The organism is Phyllobacterium sp. 628, from assembly GCF_014189505.1.
Classification (GTDB): Bacteria; Pseudomonadota; Alphaproteobacteria; order Rhizobiales; family Rhizobiaceae; genus Phyllobacterium.
This window is the reverse complement of the sequence record NZ_CP050301.1, coordinates 675,692-689,147: the sequence shown is the minus strand read 5'-3', so window position 1 is coordinate 689,147 and position 13,456 is coordinate 675,692. Positions and strand designations below refer to the sequence as shown.

The window sequence follows — 13,456 nt, the reverse complement described above, 5'->3', positions numbered from 1 at the left end:
CCATCAGCCATAACAACAGATTCGGGAAACGCCCATGACCGCATTCAGCGCTACGGTTCTTTGGAACCGTCCGGAAGACGCTCTTTTTACCGACAACAAATACAGCCGTGCCCATGTCTGGCAGTTTGATGGCGGCGCGGAAGTGCCTGCATCGTCATCGCCGCATATTGTCCGTCCGCCCTATTCAGCAGCGGAAAACGTTGATCCGGAAGAGGCTTTTGTGGCGTCGTTGTCGAGCTGCCACATGCTGTTTTTTCTCTCCGATGCAGCCAAGGCGGGATTTGTCGTGGATGAATATCGCGATGAAGCCACGGGAGAACTTGGCAAGAACGAGCAGGGCAAACTGTTTGTCAGCAAGGTCGTATTGAAGCCGCATGTGCGTTATGCCGGAACAGCGCCGGACCGGGCGACGGAGGAGCATTTGCATCACCAAGCGCATGAGCAATGTTTCATCGCCAATTCCGTGCGCACCGATATCAGCGTTGAAATCGCGTGAGGAGAACAATCATGCCGGAACTGAAGCTCAGCGATGCGGTCAACACAACCTGCCCCTGGTCGGGCGATCCGATTCAGGAAGACAGCCTGACACTCTACAAGGGTGCTGTGGTGGGATTCTGCAACACCGGTTGCCGCGACAAGTTTGAAAAGGCGATCAATCACTTTGAAGAAGCGCTGGCGCATCACAGGCACGACAGCGTCTGACTTAACCGCATCAGATACAAATTTCATTGACAAAATTCGCTTGCGGATTTACTTAAGCATATGCTTAACCAAACTGCTGCACTCGATCTGATGTTCCAAGCCCTTGCCGATCCGTCACGGCGTTCCATGGTGGAACGGCTCAGTCGTGGTCCGGCCTCGGTCAGTGAACTGGCCAAGCCGCTGACCATGTCCCTGCCCGCTGTCGTGCAGCATTTGCAGGTGCTTGAAAACAGCGGCCTCATCCGCACCGAGAAGATTGGTCGTGTGCGCACCTGCCATATCGACTGGGTCGCCATGAAAACGGCGGAGCAATGGATGGACGAGCGGCGCAAAAGCTGGGAGCTGCGGCTTGACCGGCTTGGCGACTTTCTCGCCAGCGAAGACAATCATTAACCGGAGGAGAAGCATGACCAACCGATCCGTAAAACACGATACATTCGTCATCGAACGCAACTATGCTGCCACCCCGGCGCGGGTGTTCTTTGCTCTCAGCGACAAGACAGCCAAGAGCAAATGGTTTGCCGGGCCTGACGAGATGAGCGCCGCCAAGTTCGAGATGGATTTCCGGGTTGGCGGTCGCGAAATCAATCGCGGTGGACCAAAGGATGGTCCAGTCTATACGTACGATGCGGTCTATCAGGACATCGTCCCCGACCAGCGCATTATCTATACCTATGACATGTATATCGATGACAAGCGCATCTCAGTCTCGGTTGCGACGCTGGAACTAAAGCCCGAGGGAACCGGCACAAAGCTTGTGCTTACCGAACAAGGTGCGTTTCTCGATGGGCTTGATGATGCCGGTCAGCGCAGAGGCGGCATGGAAGACCTGCTCGATGCTCTCGGCGCATCCCTCAAGGGCGCGCCCGTCAACGCCTGACGAGGGGGCCGTCAGACCGGATCACCGGAGCCGGTGACAATTGTCTCCACCGGCTCTTCCTTTATCCACCCCAGACGCCGCAGCTGCTGCTCGCGGAAGAAGATGAACAGGCCCGATGCCACGATGAAGCCGGACCCGATCAGCATCGGCAGACGCGGCACGTCGCCAAACACCAGCCAGCCAAAGACAATAGCCCAGAACAGCAGCGTATATTGCAGCGGGGCGACGGTTGCCGCATCGGCCATCTTCAGGGCGCGGTTCACAAGCATGTGCGCGAGCATGGCGACAACACCGAGCACGCCCAGGAGAACCAGATCACGCGGGCTCACCGGCTTCCAGTCAAAATAGAGCGATGCAGCACCGGCAAGACCGGCGCCGACAATTTGCCAGAACACGAGGGTTGTATCTGGCGTGCCGCGCAGCGAACGGCCAAGCAACAGCATCAGTGCAAAAGTCATACTGCCTAGAATCGAGATGACCGCTTGCGGGGTAAGCGCCTGTGATGACGGCTCCAATGCAATCACAACGCCAATGAAACCGATAATAATTGCGCTCCAGCGCCGCCAGCCGACCGGCTCCTTCAGCACGAACGGCGAAATCGCCGCGACATAGATGGGAGCGGCCAGCCAATAGGTCATCACGTCGGCGAGCGGCAAATAGACAACGGCAAAATAGAAAGCAAAAATCTCGGCGGTCGACGCTGCGACACGGGCCAGTTGCAGGAGGGGCCGGTCAACCTGCATGACTTTCTTCGGCCCCGAGAACCAGAGAAATGGCGCCAGAACGATCAAGGCTGCTACGCTGCGGATGAACACGACCTGTCCGACGGAATAGGTCGCCACCAGCCATTTGCCCATGACATCGTTCAGGGCAAACATCAGCATGCCGAGCAGCATCAAGAGCACGCCGGTGCGGGCAATCGATGGTCCGGACGATGCGGAAATGGCAACCGGGCGGGCAGTCATGGGTGTGTTTCCTCGGATTCTGGTATTTTTCCCACTGCTTTGAGGGTTTTTCGCCGGTTAATCCAGTCTAAAAGCGGGGATGTGCGGAAATGACAGTGGTGAATGCCGGCTCATGACAGACCATCTGGAATGATTCCAGATTTGGGCATATCCTCTGCTGCAGGTTTGTGACTTCCTCCATGCGAGAACGCAATTATGCCTCAGGTTTCGCAACTGTTTTTCAAAACCGCGACTGTCTTCTTCCTGCTTGGAATTATCATGGGGCTGCATATGGGGATCTCGGGCGATCACAGCGCCTTTCCTGCCCATGCTCACCTCAACCTGCTGGGCTGGGTGAGCAGCGCCATATTCGGCATCTATTACGCACTCAATCCGGCAAAGGCCGCTGGCAGGCTGCCGATAATCCAGTTTGCCGTCTATACGGTGGGCATCATCGTCATGATTCCGGCGCTTTATTTCCTGTCGCTCGGCAATACAGCGCTGGAGCCGTTCGTTGGCATCGGCTCGTTCATCGTTTTTGCCGGTGTTCTGCTTTTTGCGGCCGTGGTCTTTTCAAAGCAGACCTAGGTCGCCGTTCTATGGCAGCAGTTTTTCCAGTTGCGCAGCACAGTCACGCAAGGGCTGTGCGCTTTGACTGGCTTTGGCCATAGCCATGGCGCCGGAATAGGCGGCAACGACCGTCGTCGCCAGCTCTCCCGCCGGTTTGGATGCGAGGCCTGAGCCACCCGCCTGCAATCTCTGTGTCAATGCTCCGCGCCAGTTCTCAAAAATGGCATTGGCGGCATGGCGGAAATCCGGGTCGGCCAGTGAAAGCTCCATGGCAAGATTGTTGAGTGGGCAGCCGGTCACGGCCTGGTTGCGTTCGAGCTCGTCCGCCACAGATGCAAAGAAGGCCAGAATACCGGTTTTCACGCGGATCGCCTGCAGCACAGGCTGAATCGCTGTTGCGTTGACCTCCTTGGCCACGCGTTCTTCAATAACGGCAAGCCCGAGCGCTTTCTTCGTGGGAAAGTGGTGATGTACGGCACCGCCGGTTGCTAAAGCGGCCTGAACAACATCCTGAACGCTGGTTGAATTGTACCCCCGCCTTTGGAAAAGATCCGCTGCCACATCGAGGATGCGCGAACGCATTCCTTGCGGATCATTTATTCTCTTTGGTTTTCCTGCTGTTTCCGGCACCAGATTTGTCCTTTTCACAATCGAAACTTAGCAAGTTGACAAAAACAGGACAACCGGTTTTATTAAAAACAGGATGACCGGTCTGTTTTTTTCAAAATGGGAGTCAACGCGATGCCGGAGATGGGGATGCGATCAGAATCTATTCATTCAAATGTTGGGGCAGGCAAGCGATTCAGCCCGCTCGTCGAACTGCGGCGCTATACGCTTCATCCGAACCGCCGGGATGATCTTGTCGCTCTGTTCGATACATATTTCCTTGAAGGACAGGAAACCTGCGGCATGAAAATCATTGGCCAGTTTCGCGATCTCGATGACCCTGATGCATTTGTCTGGCTGCGCGGGTTCGAGACTATGAATGCGCGGCAAAAAGCGCTGACCGCTTTTTATGATGGCCCGGTCTGGGGTGCGCATCGTAACGCCGCGAACCACACCATGATTGATTCCGATGATGTGTTGCTGCTGCATCCGGCAGAGCCAGAGGGTGGATTCATACTCCCCCCTTCGCGGTCAGAACCGGCGGCGCGGTTACTCTCAAAAGCTGTGTATCAGGCAACAACCTACCAACTGAAAGAACCGGCGGAACAGGGCTTTCTCGGCTATTATCAAACGTCGATTGCTCCGGTTTTGCGTGAGGCTGGCGAGGTTATTACCGCGACCTTTGCATCCGAGCACAGCGAAAACACCTTTACCCGGCTTCCGCTGCGTGAAAACGAGAACGTGCTGGTGGTTTTCTCAAGGTTTGGCGATGAGACTGCGCAAAAGCACCATGCGGAAGCGCTGGCAAACAATTTGGCGTGGCTCTCTGAAAAGGCACGGCTCGCGGCCTATCTGGTGGACCACCCTGTCATTGCGCGCCTAGCACCGACCTCGCGCTCGCTGTTGCTTTAGCTTAGATTAGGATTGTTCATTCTAGACAAGCGCCGTCTGTTGGTTCGAGTGAGGATAACTTTCCCGGTTCAACCCAGTTATCAAACCTGGAACCGAACCGCCTTCTCACCCAGAAGGCGTGCTGAAACCGGCAAAAGAGCCGCAGCCTCCGCCAGACCCAATGCGCCGATCAGCGGAGTGACGCGAATTTTCGGCTTGGTCAGCGGACGCCGTCCAGGAATGTCATGCACATCAAGATTGATCTGGCTGACAAGCGCTTCCAGAATTGAGGCCGGGAAAAAGCCGCCCACGACAATCGTATCCGGATTGTACAGCTGTACAGCGACACTGAAGGAGTTTGACAGCAGCGCGCCCCGGTCATTGATCCATTCAAGCAGCGCCACATCCTTGATCGACTTCAATCTTTCAAGCTCTTCAAGAGTGAGTTGCTGAAGCGGACGTCCCAAATACTGCGCCAGATCTATCAAGTTGGGGCGCGGTCCCGTTTCCGGCGTCAGCGAGCCAATATTAGCCGCCTGATTGAATGCACCCCGAAAAACCTGATTGTTCCAGGCAAGGCCGCCGCCTACCCCAAAATCCAGTGTCACATAGAGCAGGCACTTGCTCTCCGACTGGGGACGGTGGGCTTCGTAATTGGCCATGCAATATGCCCCATTGTCCAGGTAGACGGGCAGTGAAAGACTGCTGCCCAACTGGCGCGCCATTTCCCCATAAGGCAAAGTCCGCTGGGCCGGGGTGACTTCAAACAATTCGCCATTCTCGGTAACAATAGCCGGGACTGCCAATCCTATTCCAAGGACCGGGATGGTCGAGTTATCAATCATCGCCTGGATATCATTGAGAATAGGCGCAATGCTGGCAGAGGTGAAATCACTGTTCAGATCATACGACCTGGCGGACAGCACTATCCCGGCCAGATCGCTGGACACAATCGCGACCTGACGCAGATTCACATGAATGCCAATGCTCCTGAATGCTTCCGGCCGCAATGCGACGCTGACCGGCGGCTGGCCGCGTTCACCTTCCCGCAATTGCACCCGGTCTTCGCTTACCAGATCCAATGATGCGAATTTGCCAACCGCTTTCGTCAGCATCGGCTTTGAAATGTTAAGCGCAGCGGCAATTTCGGTCCGGCTTTTTCCCGGCCAGCGCCGCGCATAGCGCAATATGCCAAGCTCGGTTTCAGTAAATGTAATGGATCCGTCCAAAAGCGCGAGCGCTTTGTGCATTTTTATACCTGCCGTTTCAACGCTTCCCCATCGACACCCTGAGAAGGCGGTCCGAATTTCGATCACAATAGCTCTTGTTATAATTACGTCATTAACTTAATCTAAGTTCACATCGTGTATTTAATTAATGTAACCACCAAACGAGGTGAAACATGCAGATCCTGCGGCGCCATTTTCTCAAACAGGTAGCCGTCTCATCGGCCGGAGTGCTCCTGGCCAATAGTGTCCAAGCTCAATCGTCATCGCAGGGTGAATATACCTCTGCTGTCGGCTACAAATTCAGTGCGGACGGCAGTGTAAAGCCCTTTCCCGGCAACACCATCATTTGTCACGTCCCTCAGCAAGGCGAGAATTCGGATTATTTCGACGCTTTGCTTGATGTTTTTCGCGAGGCCCAGCACCTTGATTCTATGCGAAAAATAACGCTCCTTCCGCCATCCAGCTATCATATGACGGTGTTTGAGGGAGCGAGCGAAGGCATCCGCAAAGCTGGCGCTTGGCCGCGAGACGTCAGTCTCGATGCCCCCATGGACGAGTGCAGTCGAATTTTGAGCGCGAAACTGCAGGAATTCAAATTAAACTGCGAACTGCCTCTGCGCATGAAGGTCGACCCCAGTCCGCCTGTGGACCGCGCCTCTGCACTCACGCTCAAACTGCTTCCCGTCGACGAAGCTGAGAACGCGAAGCTACGGAAGGTTCGGGACCAATTGTCGGATTATCTCGGAATGTCGTCACCTGGTCACGCGGCTTATCGCTTCCACACAACGCTGGGTTACCAGATCAGGTCGTTTGATCCGGATGAAGAAAGTCGTTTTCAGATTTTATGGGAAAAGTGGCGCAATGACATCATGCGCAAAAGTCCGGTGATCCATTTTGGCGCCCCCGAATATTGCATATTCAAAGACATGTATGCCTTCCACCGGCAATTCTATCTTTCGTGACGTTTTACCCGTGGCAGCTTATACGGCTGCCACGTCGTTTACCTGAACCAAAAATCAACCACATGAGCGGGAGTTGGTGGAGCCAAGCGGGATCGAACCGCTGACCTCTTGCATGCCATGCAAGCGCTCTCCCAGCTGAGCTATGGCCCCATTCCATTAGCCGGTTTCGGCTAAGCCGAGTAAATCCGGCAGGATAGTCGAACGGTCTGGTACCGTTCCGAGGCGGGTACATATCGCCCGCCGCGGAGAAGATCAAGGTCTATTCGCCGGATATTTCCTGTTATTTTTCAGGACGGCGAAAGACCTTGCTCAAAATCAATTTTCGTCGTCTTCGCCGATGCCGCCGCCGAGAATATCGGTGACGTCGTCATCTTCGTCTTCTTCGTCTTCGGCAAGGAACGTATCGTCATCATCGGCATCGTCGACTTCAACATCAACATCATCACCCAGATCCGGCACATCGGCATCGGTGTCGCCATCGGCTTCTTCAAGCGAAACGAATACCGGCTTTTCCAGTGCAACGTCGACTTCTTCAGTCTCGACTTCTTCCTCTTCCTCGCGGGCTGCGGGAGTGGTCGATTCGAAATAATTCAGGGGATAGCTCTTACCCGTGTAAGGCGAGACAATCGGATCACGGTTGAGATCGTAGAATTTCTGACCTGTTTCCGGGTCAATTCGCTTGGTACCAAGTTTTGGATTTACCACGTTATGCCTCGTCTTCTGGCTGCACCTGCATCCGGTATGCCATCGTCAAACCGATTATGCCAGCGCTCATCAAATGGATTTCTGGTCCCATAAACGCAATTCAGAGCATTTGTCAAAGCCAAAACGACGAGAGATTGCCGATGAGCCAATCAATGCATTTGCAAGATGACCGAACGGGCAAGCTGTGTTAGGAACGCCAGCGCCTATCGGCACTGTCTGAAACATCAACTTTCTTTGCGATTGACCTTACTCATGTCCCACTCCGCGCTGCTCAAACCTGCCACTGCCCGCCGCTCCAACGCGCTCACTGGCGATATCCGCATCCCCGGCGATAAATCGATCTCGCATCGTTCCTTTATGTTTGGTGGCCTCGCCTCGGGCGAAACGCGTATTACCGGCCTGCTCGAAGGCGAAGACGTAATCAATACCGGCCGCGCCATGCGGGCGATGGGTGCGAAGATCAGCCAGGAAGGTAAGGTCTGGATTATCGAAGGAACCGGCAATGGCTGCCTGCTGCAGCCGGAAGCGCCGCTTGATTTCGGCAATGCGGGCACTGGCGCCCGCCTGACCATGGGCCTTGTCGGCACCTATGCCATGGAAACAACGTTTATCGGTGATGCCTCGCTGTCCAAGCGCCCGATGGCCCGCGTGCTCGACCCCTTGCGTGAAATGGGCGTACAGGTCACGGCTGCAGACGGCGATCGCATGCCGTTGACGCTGCGCGGTCCGAAAGTTGCGGCTCCCATCACCTACAGGGTGCCAATGGCTTCGGCGCAGGTCAAATCCGCTGTGCTTTTGGCAGGCCTGAATACGCCGGGGATTACCACCGTGATTGAACCGGTGATGACGCGCGACCATACGGAAAAGATGCTGCAAGGTTTTGGCGCCAATCTATCCGTCGAAACCGACAAGGATAATGTGCGGCACATCCGGATTGAGGGTCAGGGTAAACTGACCGGTCAGATCATCGATGTTCCGGGCGATCCGTCGTCAACGGCTTTCCCGCTGGTGGCTGCTTTGCTCGTACCGGGCTCGGATATCACCATCCGCAACGTTTTGATGAACCCGACCCGTACGGGACTAATTCTGACATTGCAGGAAATGGGCGCCAGCATCGAAATCCTCAATGCACGCCTTGCCGGCGGCGAGGATGTTGCCGACCTGCACGTGCGCGCTTCCGAGCTTACGGGCGTCAACGTGCCTTCAGAGCGCGCGCCGTCAATGATCGATGAATATCCGGTGCTTGCCGTAGCAGCCTCGTTCGCCAAGGGCGAAACCGTGATGAACGGGCTGGAAGAGCTGCGTGTCAAGGAATCCGACCGGTTGTCGGCTGTTGCCGAGGGACTGAAGATCAATGGTGTCGATTGCACCGAGGGCAAGGAAACCTTGAGTGTTCGCGGCCGTCCTGATGGCAAGGGCCTGGGCGGCGGTACGGTTGAAACGCATCTCGATCACCGCATTGCCATGAGTTTCCTCGTGATGGGGCTTGTGGCGGAAAGGCCGGTCAGTGTTGATGATTCAGCCATAATTGCCACGAGTTTTCCCGAGTTCATGGACATGATGACCGGAATGGGCGCTGAGATTTCCGTGCACGGATCGCCAGCATAAGCGTAACAATGAACGCAGTCTTTTCCGCACTGACCGTCTATTTTCTCTATGCGATGTCGAGCGTGCCGTTCATTGTCTGGGCGGGGCGCAGCGCCCATAGCGGTACAGTTTCCAGTGGATCATTGCGTCCATGGCCGGGCATTTTGAGCACGATCATGCGGGTCGTTCTTCCTTTGCTGCTGATCTTCCTCTATGCGTGGAATGTCTTCGATGCGGCCCAGCCGGGTGTGTCGGAGGCAGAAATGGCAATGCCAAGTGAATGGATGCCCTATCAGTTCCTGCTCCTGCCGCCCGCATTCGGTTCGATTGCCGGTTATGGTATAGGCTTCCTCATGGGCGCAAAGGCAAGAAACAAAGAGACATGATCGAACCCGTTGATCATTTGCAGACAGTGCTGCCCCTTGTCATGCGCATGGCGGGGAGTGCCTGATGTATTTTATACTGACATCATCCCTTATTGTTGCCTTTGCCTATGCCGTTGAGCGGCTGGCACTGAAGATTCGCTTTGGTCTGTTTGCCCTCCTGTTCTGGTTGTTTGTCTTTCAGTTCGCTCTGATTTTCGCCATTGATGCGCTGTTGCAAAACCTCTCGCCCTATCTGCCGGCCTGGCTTTCTTCGCTGGCAACGACGGTGGGCGGCTTTGCCTTTGTGACAATCGGCATTACGCCGCTGATCACCCTGGTGCTGGCCGCCGCCTATCTGCTGTTTGCGCTTGGAAACTGGCTGTTTGACCGGGACGAGAAGGATGATGTCCTTTTGCCATCGCGCTTTACCATCGCCATTGATGGACCGGCCGCATCGGGCAAAGGCACACTGGCCCGGCGGATTGCCGATTATTACGGCTATCATCATCTCGATACGGGTCTGACCTACCGGGCCGTTGCCAAGGCATTGATGGACCAGAACATGCCGCTGGATGACGAGTTTCTCGCTGAAAAAGCCGCGCGGACCATTGATCTGGCGAAACTCGACCGGACTGCGCTTTCCGCCCATGATGTGGGTGAAGCAGCATCCAAGGTGGCAATCATGCCCGCAGTGCGCCGCGCATTGGTGGCTTCACAGCAAGCCTTTGCCATTCGCTCGCCCGGTACGGTGCTTGATGGCCGTGATATCGGCACGGTCGTTTGCCCGGATGCTCCGGTCAAGCTCTATATAACCGCCTCGCCGGAGGCGCGGGCGAAACGCCGTTACGATGAAATTAAGTCGAGTGGCGCATGTGTCCAGTATGACGATATTCTGGCCGATCTGGTGCGCCGCGATGCCCGCGATATGGGCCGCACGGACTCGCCGCTCAAGCCCGCTGCGGACGCGCACTTGCTAGATACGACGGAAATGGATATAGAGACCGCGTTTCTTAATGCCAAAACCCTGATTGATCAGGCTTTGGCTGGAAGCAAGCATTAAACCAAGCATCTGCTACCGATCCTCGCACCGGATTGCCCTCACGAGGGCGGGTTGGCATACAGATGAACCGTAACACGAACCACCGGTGCTATGTCCGATGACTATTCCGGACATATCAGGAGTATATATGTCTCAAGCCAATCCAACGCGCGAAGATTTCGAAGCTCTTCTCGCCGAGTCCTTTGCCACCAATGACCTTGCTGAAGGTTATGTCGTTAAGGGCCGTATCGTCGCCATCGAAAAAGACATGGCGATCATTGACGCCGGCCTTAAGGTTGAAGGCCGCGTACCGCTCAAGGAATTCGGCGCGAAAGCCAAAGACGGCTCGCTGAAGCCAGGCGATATCGTTGAAGTTTATGTCGAGCGTATCGAAAACGCCCTCGGCGAAGCTGTTCTGTCGCGTGAAAAAGCACGCCGCGAAGAGAGCTGGGTCCGTCTTGAAGAGAAGTTCAACCGCGGCGAACGCGTCGATGGTGTTATCTTCAATCAGGTCAAGGGTGGTTTCACCGTCGATCTCGATGGTGCCGTAGCCTTCTTGCCGCGCTCGCAGGTCGACATCCGTCCGATCCGCGACGTTACCCCGCTGATGCACAACCCACAGCCCTTCGAAATCCTCAAGATGGACAAGCGCCGCGGCAACATCGTTGTTTCGCGCCGTACCGTTCTTGAAGAGAGCCGTGCTGAACAGCGCTCTGAAATCGTCCAGAACCTTGAAGAAGGTCAGGTCGTTGAAGGCGTCGTCAAGAACATCACCGATTACGGTGCGTTCGTTGATCTCGGCGGCATCGATGGTCTGCTGCACGTGACTGACATGGCATGGCGCCGCGTCAACCATCCTTCGGAAATCCTGAACATCGGCCAGACGGTCAAGGTTCAGATCATCCGTATCAACCAGGAAACACATCGTATTTCGCTCGGCATGAAGCAGCTCGAAAGCGATCCTTGGGATGGTATTGGTGCGAAGTACCCGATCGGCAAAAAGATCACCGGTACGGTTACGAACATCACCGACTACGGTGCATTCGTCGAAATCGAACCAGGCATCGAAGGCCTTATCCACGTTTCCGAAATGTCCTGGACAAAGAAGAACGTGCATCCGGGCAAGCTGCTCTCGACAACTCAGGAAGTCGAAGTCGTTGTTCTCGAAGTGGATCCGGTCAAGCGCCGCATCTCCCTCGGTCTCAAGCAGACACTCGACAACCCATGGACGACCTTCGCAGACAAGTTCCCTGTCGGCACGATCGTCGAAGGCGAAGTCAAGAACAAGACCGAATTCGGCCTGTTCATTGGCCTCGACGGCGATGTGGACGGCATGGTTCACCTCTCCGACCTCGACTGGAACCGTCCAGGCGAACAGGTCATCGAAGAATACAACAAGGGCGACGTCGTCAAGGCGCAGGTTCTTGATGTTGACGTCGAGAAGGAACGCATTTCGCTTGGCATCAAGCAGCTCACAGGCGACAAGGTCGGTGAAGCAGCAACGTCAGGTGAACTGCGCAAGAATGCCGTTGTGACTGTTGAAGTCACTGGCATCACCGATGGCGGCCTCGAAGTCCGTCTGGTTGACCACGATCTCGACTCGTTCATCCGTCGTGCGGATCTTTCCCGCGATCGCGACGAACAGCGTCCAGAACGTTTCACGGTTGGCCAGAAGGTTGACGCCCGCGTCATCGCCTTCGACAAGAAAACCCGCAAGCTGCAGGTCTCCATCAAGGCGCTGGAAATCGCTGAAGAGAAGGAAGCCGTTGCACAGTACGGTTCGTCCGACTCAGGCGCTTCCCTCGGCGATATCCTTGGCGCCGCTCTGAAGAAGCAGGAAAAGAACTAATTTTTTCCCCGCAGCTTCTGCTGAAAAAAGAACCCGCCAGTTGCAAGACTGGCGGGTTTTTCATTGTGATCAGCAGATTGAAACTGGTTGCGGGCGGCTTTACCCCGCCGAGAACTGAACCTTCATTGTCTGAGGTGTTGCTGTCCCTTTCGCCAGAAACGGCAGAACATCGGCAAGCGGCAGGCGGTGCGAGACCAGTTTCGCCATCATTCCGTCATCACGCTGCAAAATGGCGAGTGCCTCGGGAATGTTGCGGTTGAGTGAATGCGAGCCGACAAGGCTGATCTGGCGGCGGAAGATTTCGAACGGTGCAATCTCAATACGCGCATCCGGCACACTGACGCCGAAAATCAATGCCGTCCCGCCATCGGCCGTATAGGCAATCATGTCCTGCACGACATGGGCAATACCGGTTGCATCGGCAACAAAATCAAAAGCTTTGCGCGTGACTTCAAGACCGGACGAACCAGAGACAACCGGTTTCAGACCAAGGGATTGAGCAAAAGCCAGACGGCTTTCATTGATATCGGCGACGCTCACATCGTCAACACCTTGGGCTTTGAGCGATAGGGCCATCAGCAGCCCGATGGGACCTGCGCCAAACACCAGCGCGTTTTCCGCCTTCACCGCATGCGCGTTGCCGAGGCCATTTTGCACACAGGCCAAGGGTTCAGCGAGCGCAGCGATATGAAAGGGCAAATCGCCGATGGGATGAAGATGGTTTGAATTGACCATACTGTATTCAGCAAAGCCGCCATTGCGGGTGACGCCATAGGCTTCAAGGCTTTCACACAGATTGGTCAATCCTTTACCGCAGGACCGGCAAGTGCCGCAGGGGATATTCGGGTCGATGGCAACGCGATCACCCGCGCGAAAACCCGTGACATCCCTAGCCACTGCTTCGATCACTCCGGCATATTCATGGCCCGGCACCAACGGAAAGGCGCCATTGCCATAACGCCCGTAAAGAACATCGATATCCGTATGGCAAAGGCCCGATGCCATGACCCGTACCAGCGCATGACCGGGTGCGAGCTCCGGCTCGTTCAAATCGGCCATGCCAGCAATGCCCAAGCCGGTGAAATGAATGGCTTTCATCGCAATCTATCCTGTCATCGACGAAAGCG

16 protein-coding genes and 1 tRNA gene are annotated in these 13,456 nt (G+C 55.5%); 11 read left to right on the top strand and 6 right to left on the bottom strand.

The window, feature by feature from the left end; translation table 11 throughout:
* Positions 1 to 34: 34 nt before the first annotated feature.
* From HB779_RS04945 to HB779_RS04930, 4 genes are read left to right on the top strand one after another with little or no spacing between them, the layout of a single operon-like run.
* On the top strand, positions 35 to 496 hold the full coding sequence (locus tag HB779_RS04945; RefSeq protein WP_188344674.1) for an OsmC family protein: 462 nt from the start codon (positions 35 to 37) through the stop codon (positions 494 to 496).
* A gap of 11 nt (positions 497 to 507) precedes the next feature.
* A complete protein-coding gene (locus HB779_RS04940; RefSeq protein ID WP_188344673.1) occupies positions 508 to 702 on the top strand; it encodes a glutathione S-transferase in 195 nt (64 codons plus the stop codon).
* A 60-nt stretch (positions 703 to 762) separates the two neighbouring features.
* A complete protein-coding gene (locus HB779_RS04935) occupies positions 763 to 1,095 on the top strand; it encodes a helix-turn-helix transcriptional regulator (RefSeq protein WP_188344672.1) in 333 nt (110 codons plus the stop codon).
* A 13-nt stretch (positions 1,096 to 1,108) separates the two neighbouring features.
* Entirely contained in the window at positions 1,109 to 1,582 is a 474-nt protein-coding gene (locus HB779_RS04930; protein ID WP_188344671.1) for an SRPBCC family protein, read from the top strand.
* Between the two features lie 11 nt (positions 1,583 to 1,593).
* Here HB779_RS04930 and HB779_RS04925 read toward each other — a convergent pair whose 3' ends face one another.
* Positions 1,594 to 2,547 (bottom strand): DMT family transporter, encoded by a 954-nt coding sequence (locus HB779_RS04925; RefSeq protein ID WP_188344670.1) that lies wholly within the window; start codon positions 2,545 to 2,547, stop codon positions 1,594 to 1,596.
* A 195-nt stretch (positions 2,548 to 2,742) separates the two neighbouring features.
* Here HB779_RS04925 and HB779_RS04920 point away from each other — a divergent pair, with 195 nt between their 5' ends.
* Positions 2,743 to 3,114: a hypothetical protein gene (locus HB779_RS04920; protein WP_188344669.1), complete on the top strand. Its 372-nt coding sequence runs from the start codon at positions 2,743 to 2,745 to the stop codon at positions 3,112 to 3,114.
* Between the two features lie 9 nt (positions 3,115 to 3,123).
* Here the strand turns inward: HB779_RS04920 and HB779_RS04915 are convergent, their stop codons facing one another.
* The gene (locus tag HB779_RS04915; protein WP_188344668.1) at positions 3,124 to 3,678 is read right to left on the bottom strand and encodes a TetR/AcrR family transcriptional regulator; all 555 of its coding nucleotides are present in this window, start codon (positions 3,676 to 3,678) and stop codon (positions 3,124 to 3,126) included.
* A 174-nt stretch (positions 3,679 to 3,852) separates the two neighbouring features.
* Between HB779_RS04915 and HB779_RS04910 the strand changes: the two genes are divergently transcribed.
* Positions 3,853 to 4,614: an NIPSNAP family protein gene (locus tag HB779_RS04910; RefSeq protein WP_188344667.1), complete on the top strand. Its 762-nt coding sequence runs from the start codon at positions 3,853 to 3,855 to the stop codon at positions 4,612 to 4,614.
* A gap of 80 nt (positions 4,615 to 4,694) precedes the next feature.
* Here the strand turns inward: HB779_RS04910 and HB779_RS04905 are convergent, their stop codons facing one another.
* Complete coding sequence (locus tag HB779_RS04905) at positions 4,695 to 5,843, bottom strand: ROK family transcriptional regulator (RefSeq protein WP_188344666.1); 1,149 nt, start codon at positions 5,841 to 5,843, stop codon at positions 4,695 to 4,697.
* 152 nt (positions 5,844 to 5,995) lie between these two features.
* On the opposite strand from HB779_RS04905, the gene HB779_RS04900 reads away from it, so the two are divergent.
* Positions 5,996 to 6,784 carry a DUF1868 domain-containing protein gene (locus HB779_RS04900; RefSeq protein WP_188344665.1) on the top strand — a complete coding sequence of 263 codons (789 nt, stop codon included), beginning with the start codon at positions 5,996 to 5,998 and terminating at the stop codon, positions 6,782 to 6,784.
* A gap of 74 nt (positions 6,785 to 6,858) precedes the next feature.
* On the opposite strand, the gene HB779_RS04895 is transcribed toward HB779_RS04900, so the two are convergent.
* Positions 6,859 to 6,934 (bottom strand) — tRNA-Ala (locus HB779_RS04895).
* A gap of 165 nt (positions 6,935 to 7,099) precedes the next feature.
* Complete coding sequence (locus HB779_RS04890; protein WP_188344664.1) at positions 7,100 to 7,489, bottom strand: TIGR02300 family protein; 390 nt, start codon at positions 7,487 to 7,489, stop codon at positions 7,100 to 7,102.
* Between the two features lie 252 nt (positions 7,490 to 7,741).
* Between HB779_RS04890 and aroA the strand changes: the two genes are divergently transcribed.
* From aroA to rpsA, 4 genes are all read left to right on the top strand, one after another.
* Complete coding sequence (gene aroA / locus HB779_RS04885) at positions 7,742 to 9,097, top strand: 3-phosphoshikimate 1-carboxyvinyltransferase (protein ID WP_188344663.1); 1,356 nt, start codon at positions 7,742 to 7,744, stop codon at positions 9,095 to 9,097.
* Between the two features lie 8 nt (positions 9,098 to 9,105).
* Complete coding sequence (locus tag HB779_RS04880; protein WP_188344662.1) at positions 9,106 to 9,462, top strand: hypothetical protein; 357 nt, start codon at positions 9,106 to 9,108, stop codon at positions 9,460 to 9,462.
* Positions 9,463 to 9,853: 391 nt separating this feature from the next.
* Positions 9,854 to 10,501: a (d)CMP kinase gene (gene cmk, locus HB779_RS04875; RefSeq protein WP_244642560.1), complete on the top strand. Its 648-nt coding sequence runs from the start codon at positions 9,854 to 9,856 to the stop codon at positions 10,499 to 10,501.
* A gap of 127 nt (positions 10,502 to 10,628) precedes the next feature.
* The gene (gene rpsA / locus HB779_RS04870) at positions 10,629 to 12,329 is read left to right on the top strand and encodes a 30S ribosomal protein S1 (RefSeq protein WP_091879198.1); all 1,701 of its coding nucleotides are present in this window, start codon (positions 10,629 to 10,631) and stop codon (positions 12,327 to 12,329) included.
* A 99-nt stretch (positions 12,330 to 12,428) separates the two neighbouring features.
* On the opposite strand, the gene HB779_RS04865 is transcribed toward rpsA, so the two are convergent.
* Positions 12,429 to 13,427, bottom strand: coding sequence for a zinc-dependent alcohol dehydrogenase family protein (locus tag HB779_RS04865; RefSeq protein ID WP_188344660.1), 999 nt, complete (start codon positions 13,425 to 13,427; stop codon positions 12,429 to 12,431).
* Between the last annotated feature and the right edge of the window lie 29 nt (positions 13,428 to 13,456).

Bases quoted from the DNA above. Each gene is read 5' to 3' on its own strand.
- HB779_RS04945 (WP_188344674.1), top strand. From the start codon at position 35: ATGACCGCATTCAGCGCTACGGTTCTTTGGAACCGTCCGGAAGACGCT.
- HB779_RS04935 (WP_188344672.1), top strand. From the start codon at position 763: ATGCTTAACCAAACTGCTGCACTCGATCTGATGTTCCAAGCCCTTGCC.
- aroA (WP_188344663.1), top strand. From the start codon at position 7,742: ATGTCCCACTCCGCGCTGCTCAAACCTGCCACTGCCCGCCGCTCCAAC.
- HB779_RS04915 (WP_188344668.1), bottom strand. From the start codon at position 3,678: ATGCGTTCGCGCATCCTCGATGTGGCAGCGGATCTTTTCCAAAGGCGG.
- rpsA (WP_091879198.1), top strand. From the start codon at position 10,629: ATGTCTCAAGCCAATCCAACGCGCGAAGATTTCGAAGCTCTTCTCGCC.
- HB779_RS04920 (WP_188344669.1), top strand. From the start codon at position 2,743: ATGCCTCAGGTTTCGCAACTGTTTTTCAAAACCGCGACTGTCTTCTTC.
- HB779_RS04925 (WP_188344670.1), bottom strand. From the start codon at position 2,547: ATGACTGCCCGCCCGGTTGCCATTTCCGCATCGTCCGGACCATCGATT.
- HB779_RS04930 (WP_188344671.1), top strand. From the start codon at position 1,109: ATGACCAACCGATCCGTAAAACACGATACATTCGTCATCGAACGCAAC.
- HB779_RS04900 (WP_188344665.1), top strand. From the start codon at position 5,996: ATGCAGATCCTGCGGCGCCATTTTCTCAAACAGGTAGCCGTCTCATCG.
- HB779_RS04865 (WP_188344660.1), bottom strand. From the start codon at position 13,427: ATGAAAGCCATTCATTTCACCGGCTTGGGCATTGCTGGCATGGCCGAT.
- HB779_RS04905 (WP_188344666.1), bottom strand. From the start codon at position 5,843: ATGCACAAAGCGCTCGCGCTTTTGGACGGATCCATTACATTTACTGAA.
- HB779_RS04940 (WP_188344673.1), top strand. From the start codon at position 508: ATGCCGGAACTGAAGCTCAGCGATGCGGTCAACACAACCTGCCCCTGG.
- HB779_RS04910 (WP_188344667.1), top strand. From the start codon at position 3,853: ATGCGATCAGAATCTATTCATTCAAATGTTGGGGCAGGCAAGCGATTC.
- HB779_RS04880 (WP_188344662.1), top strand. From the start codon at position 9,106: ATGAACGCAGTCTTTTCCGCACTGACCGTCTATTTTCTCTATGCGATG.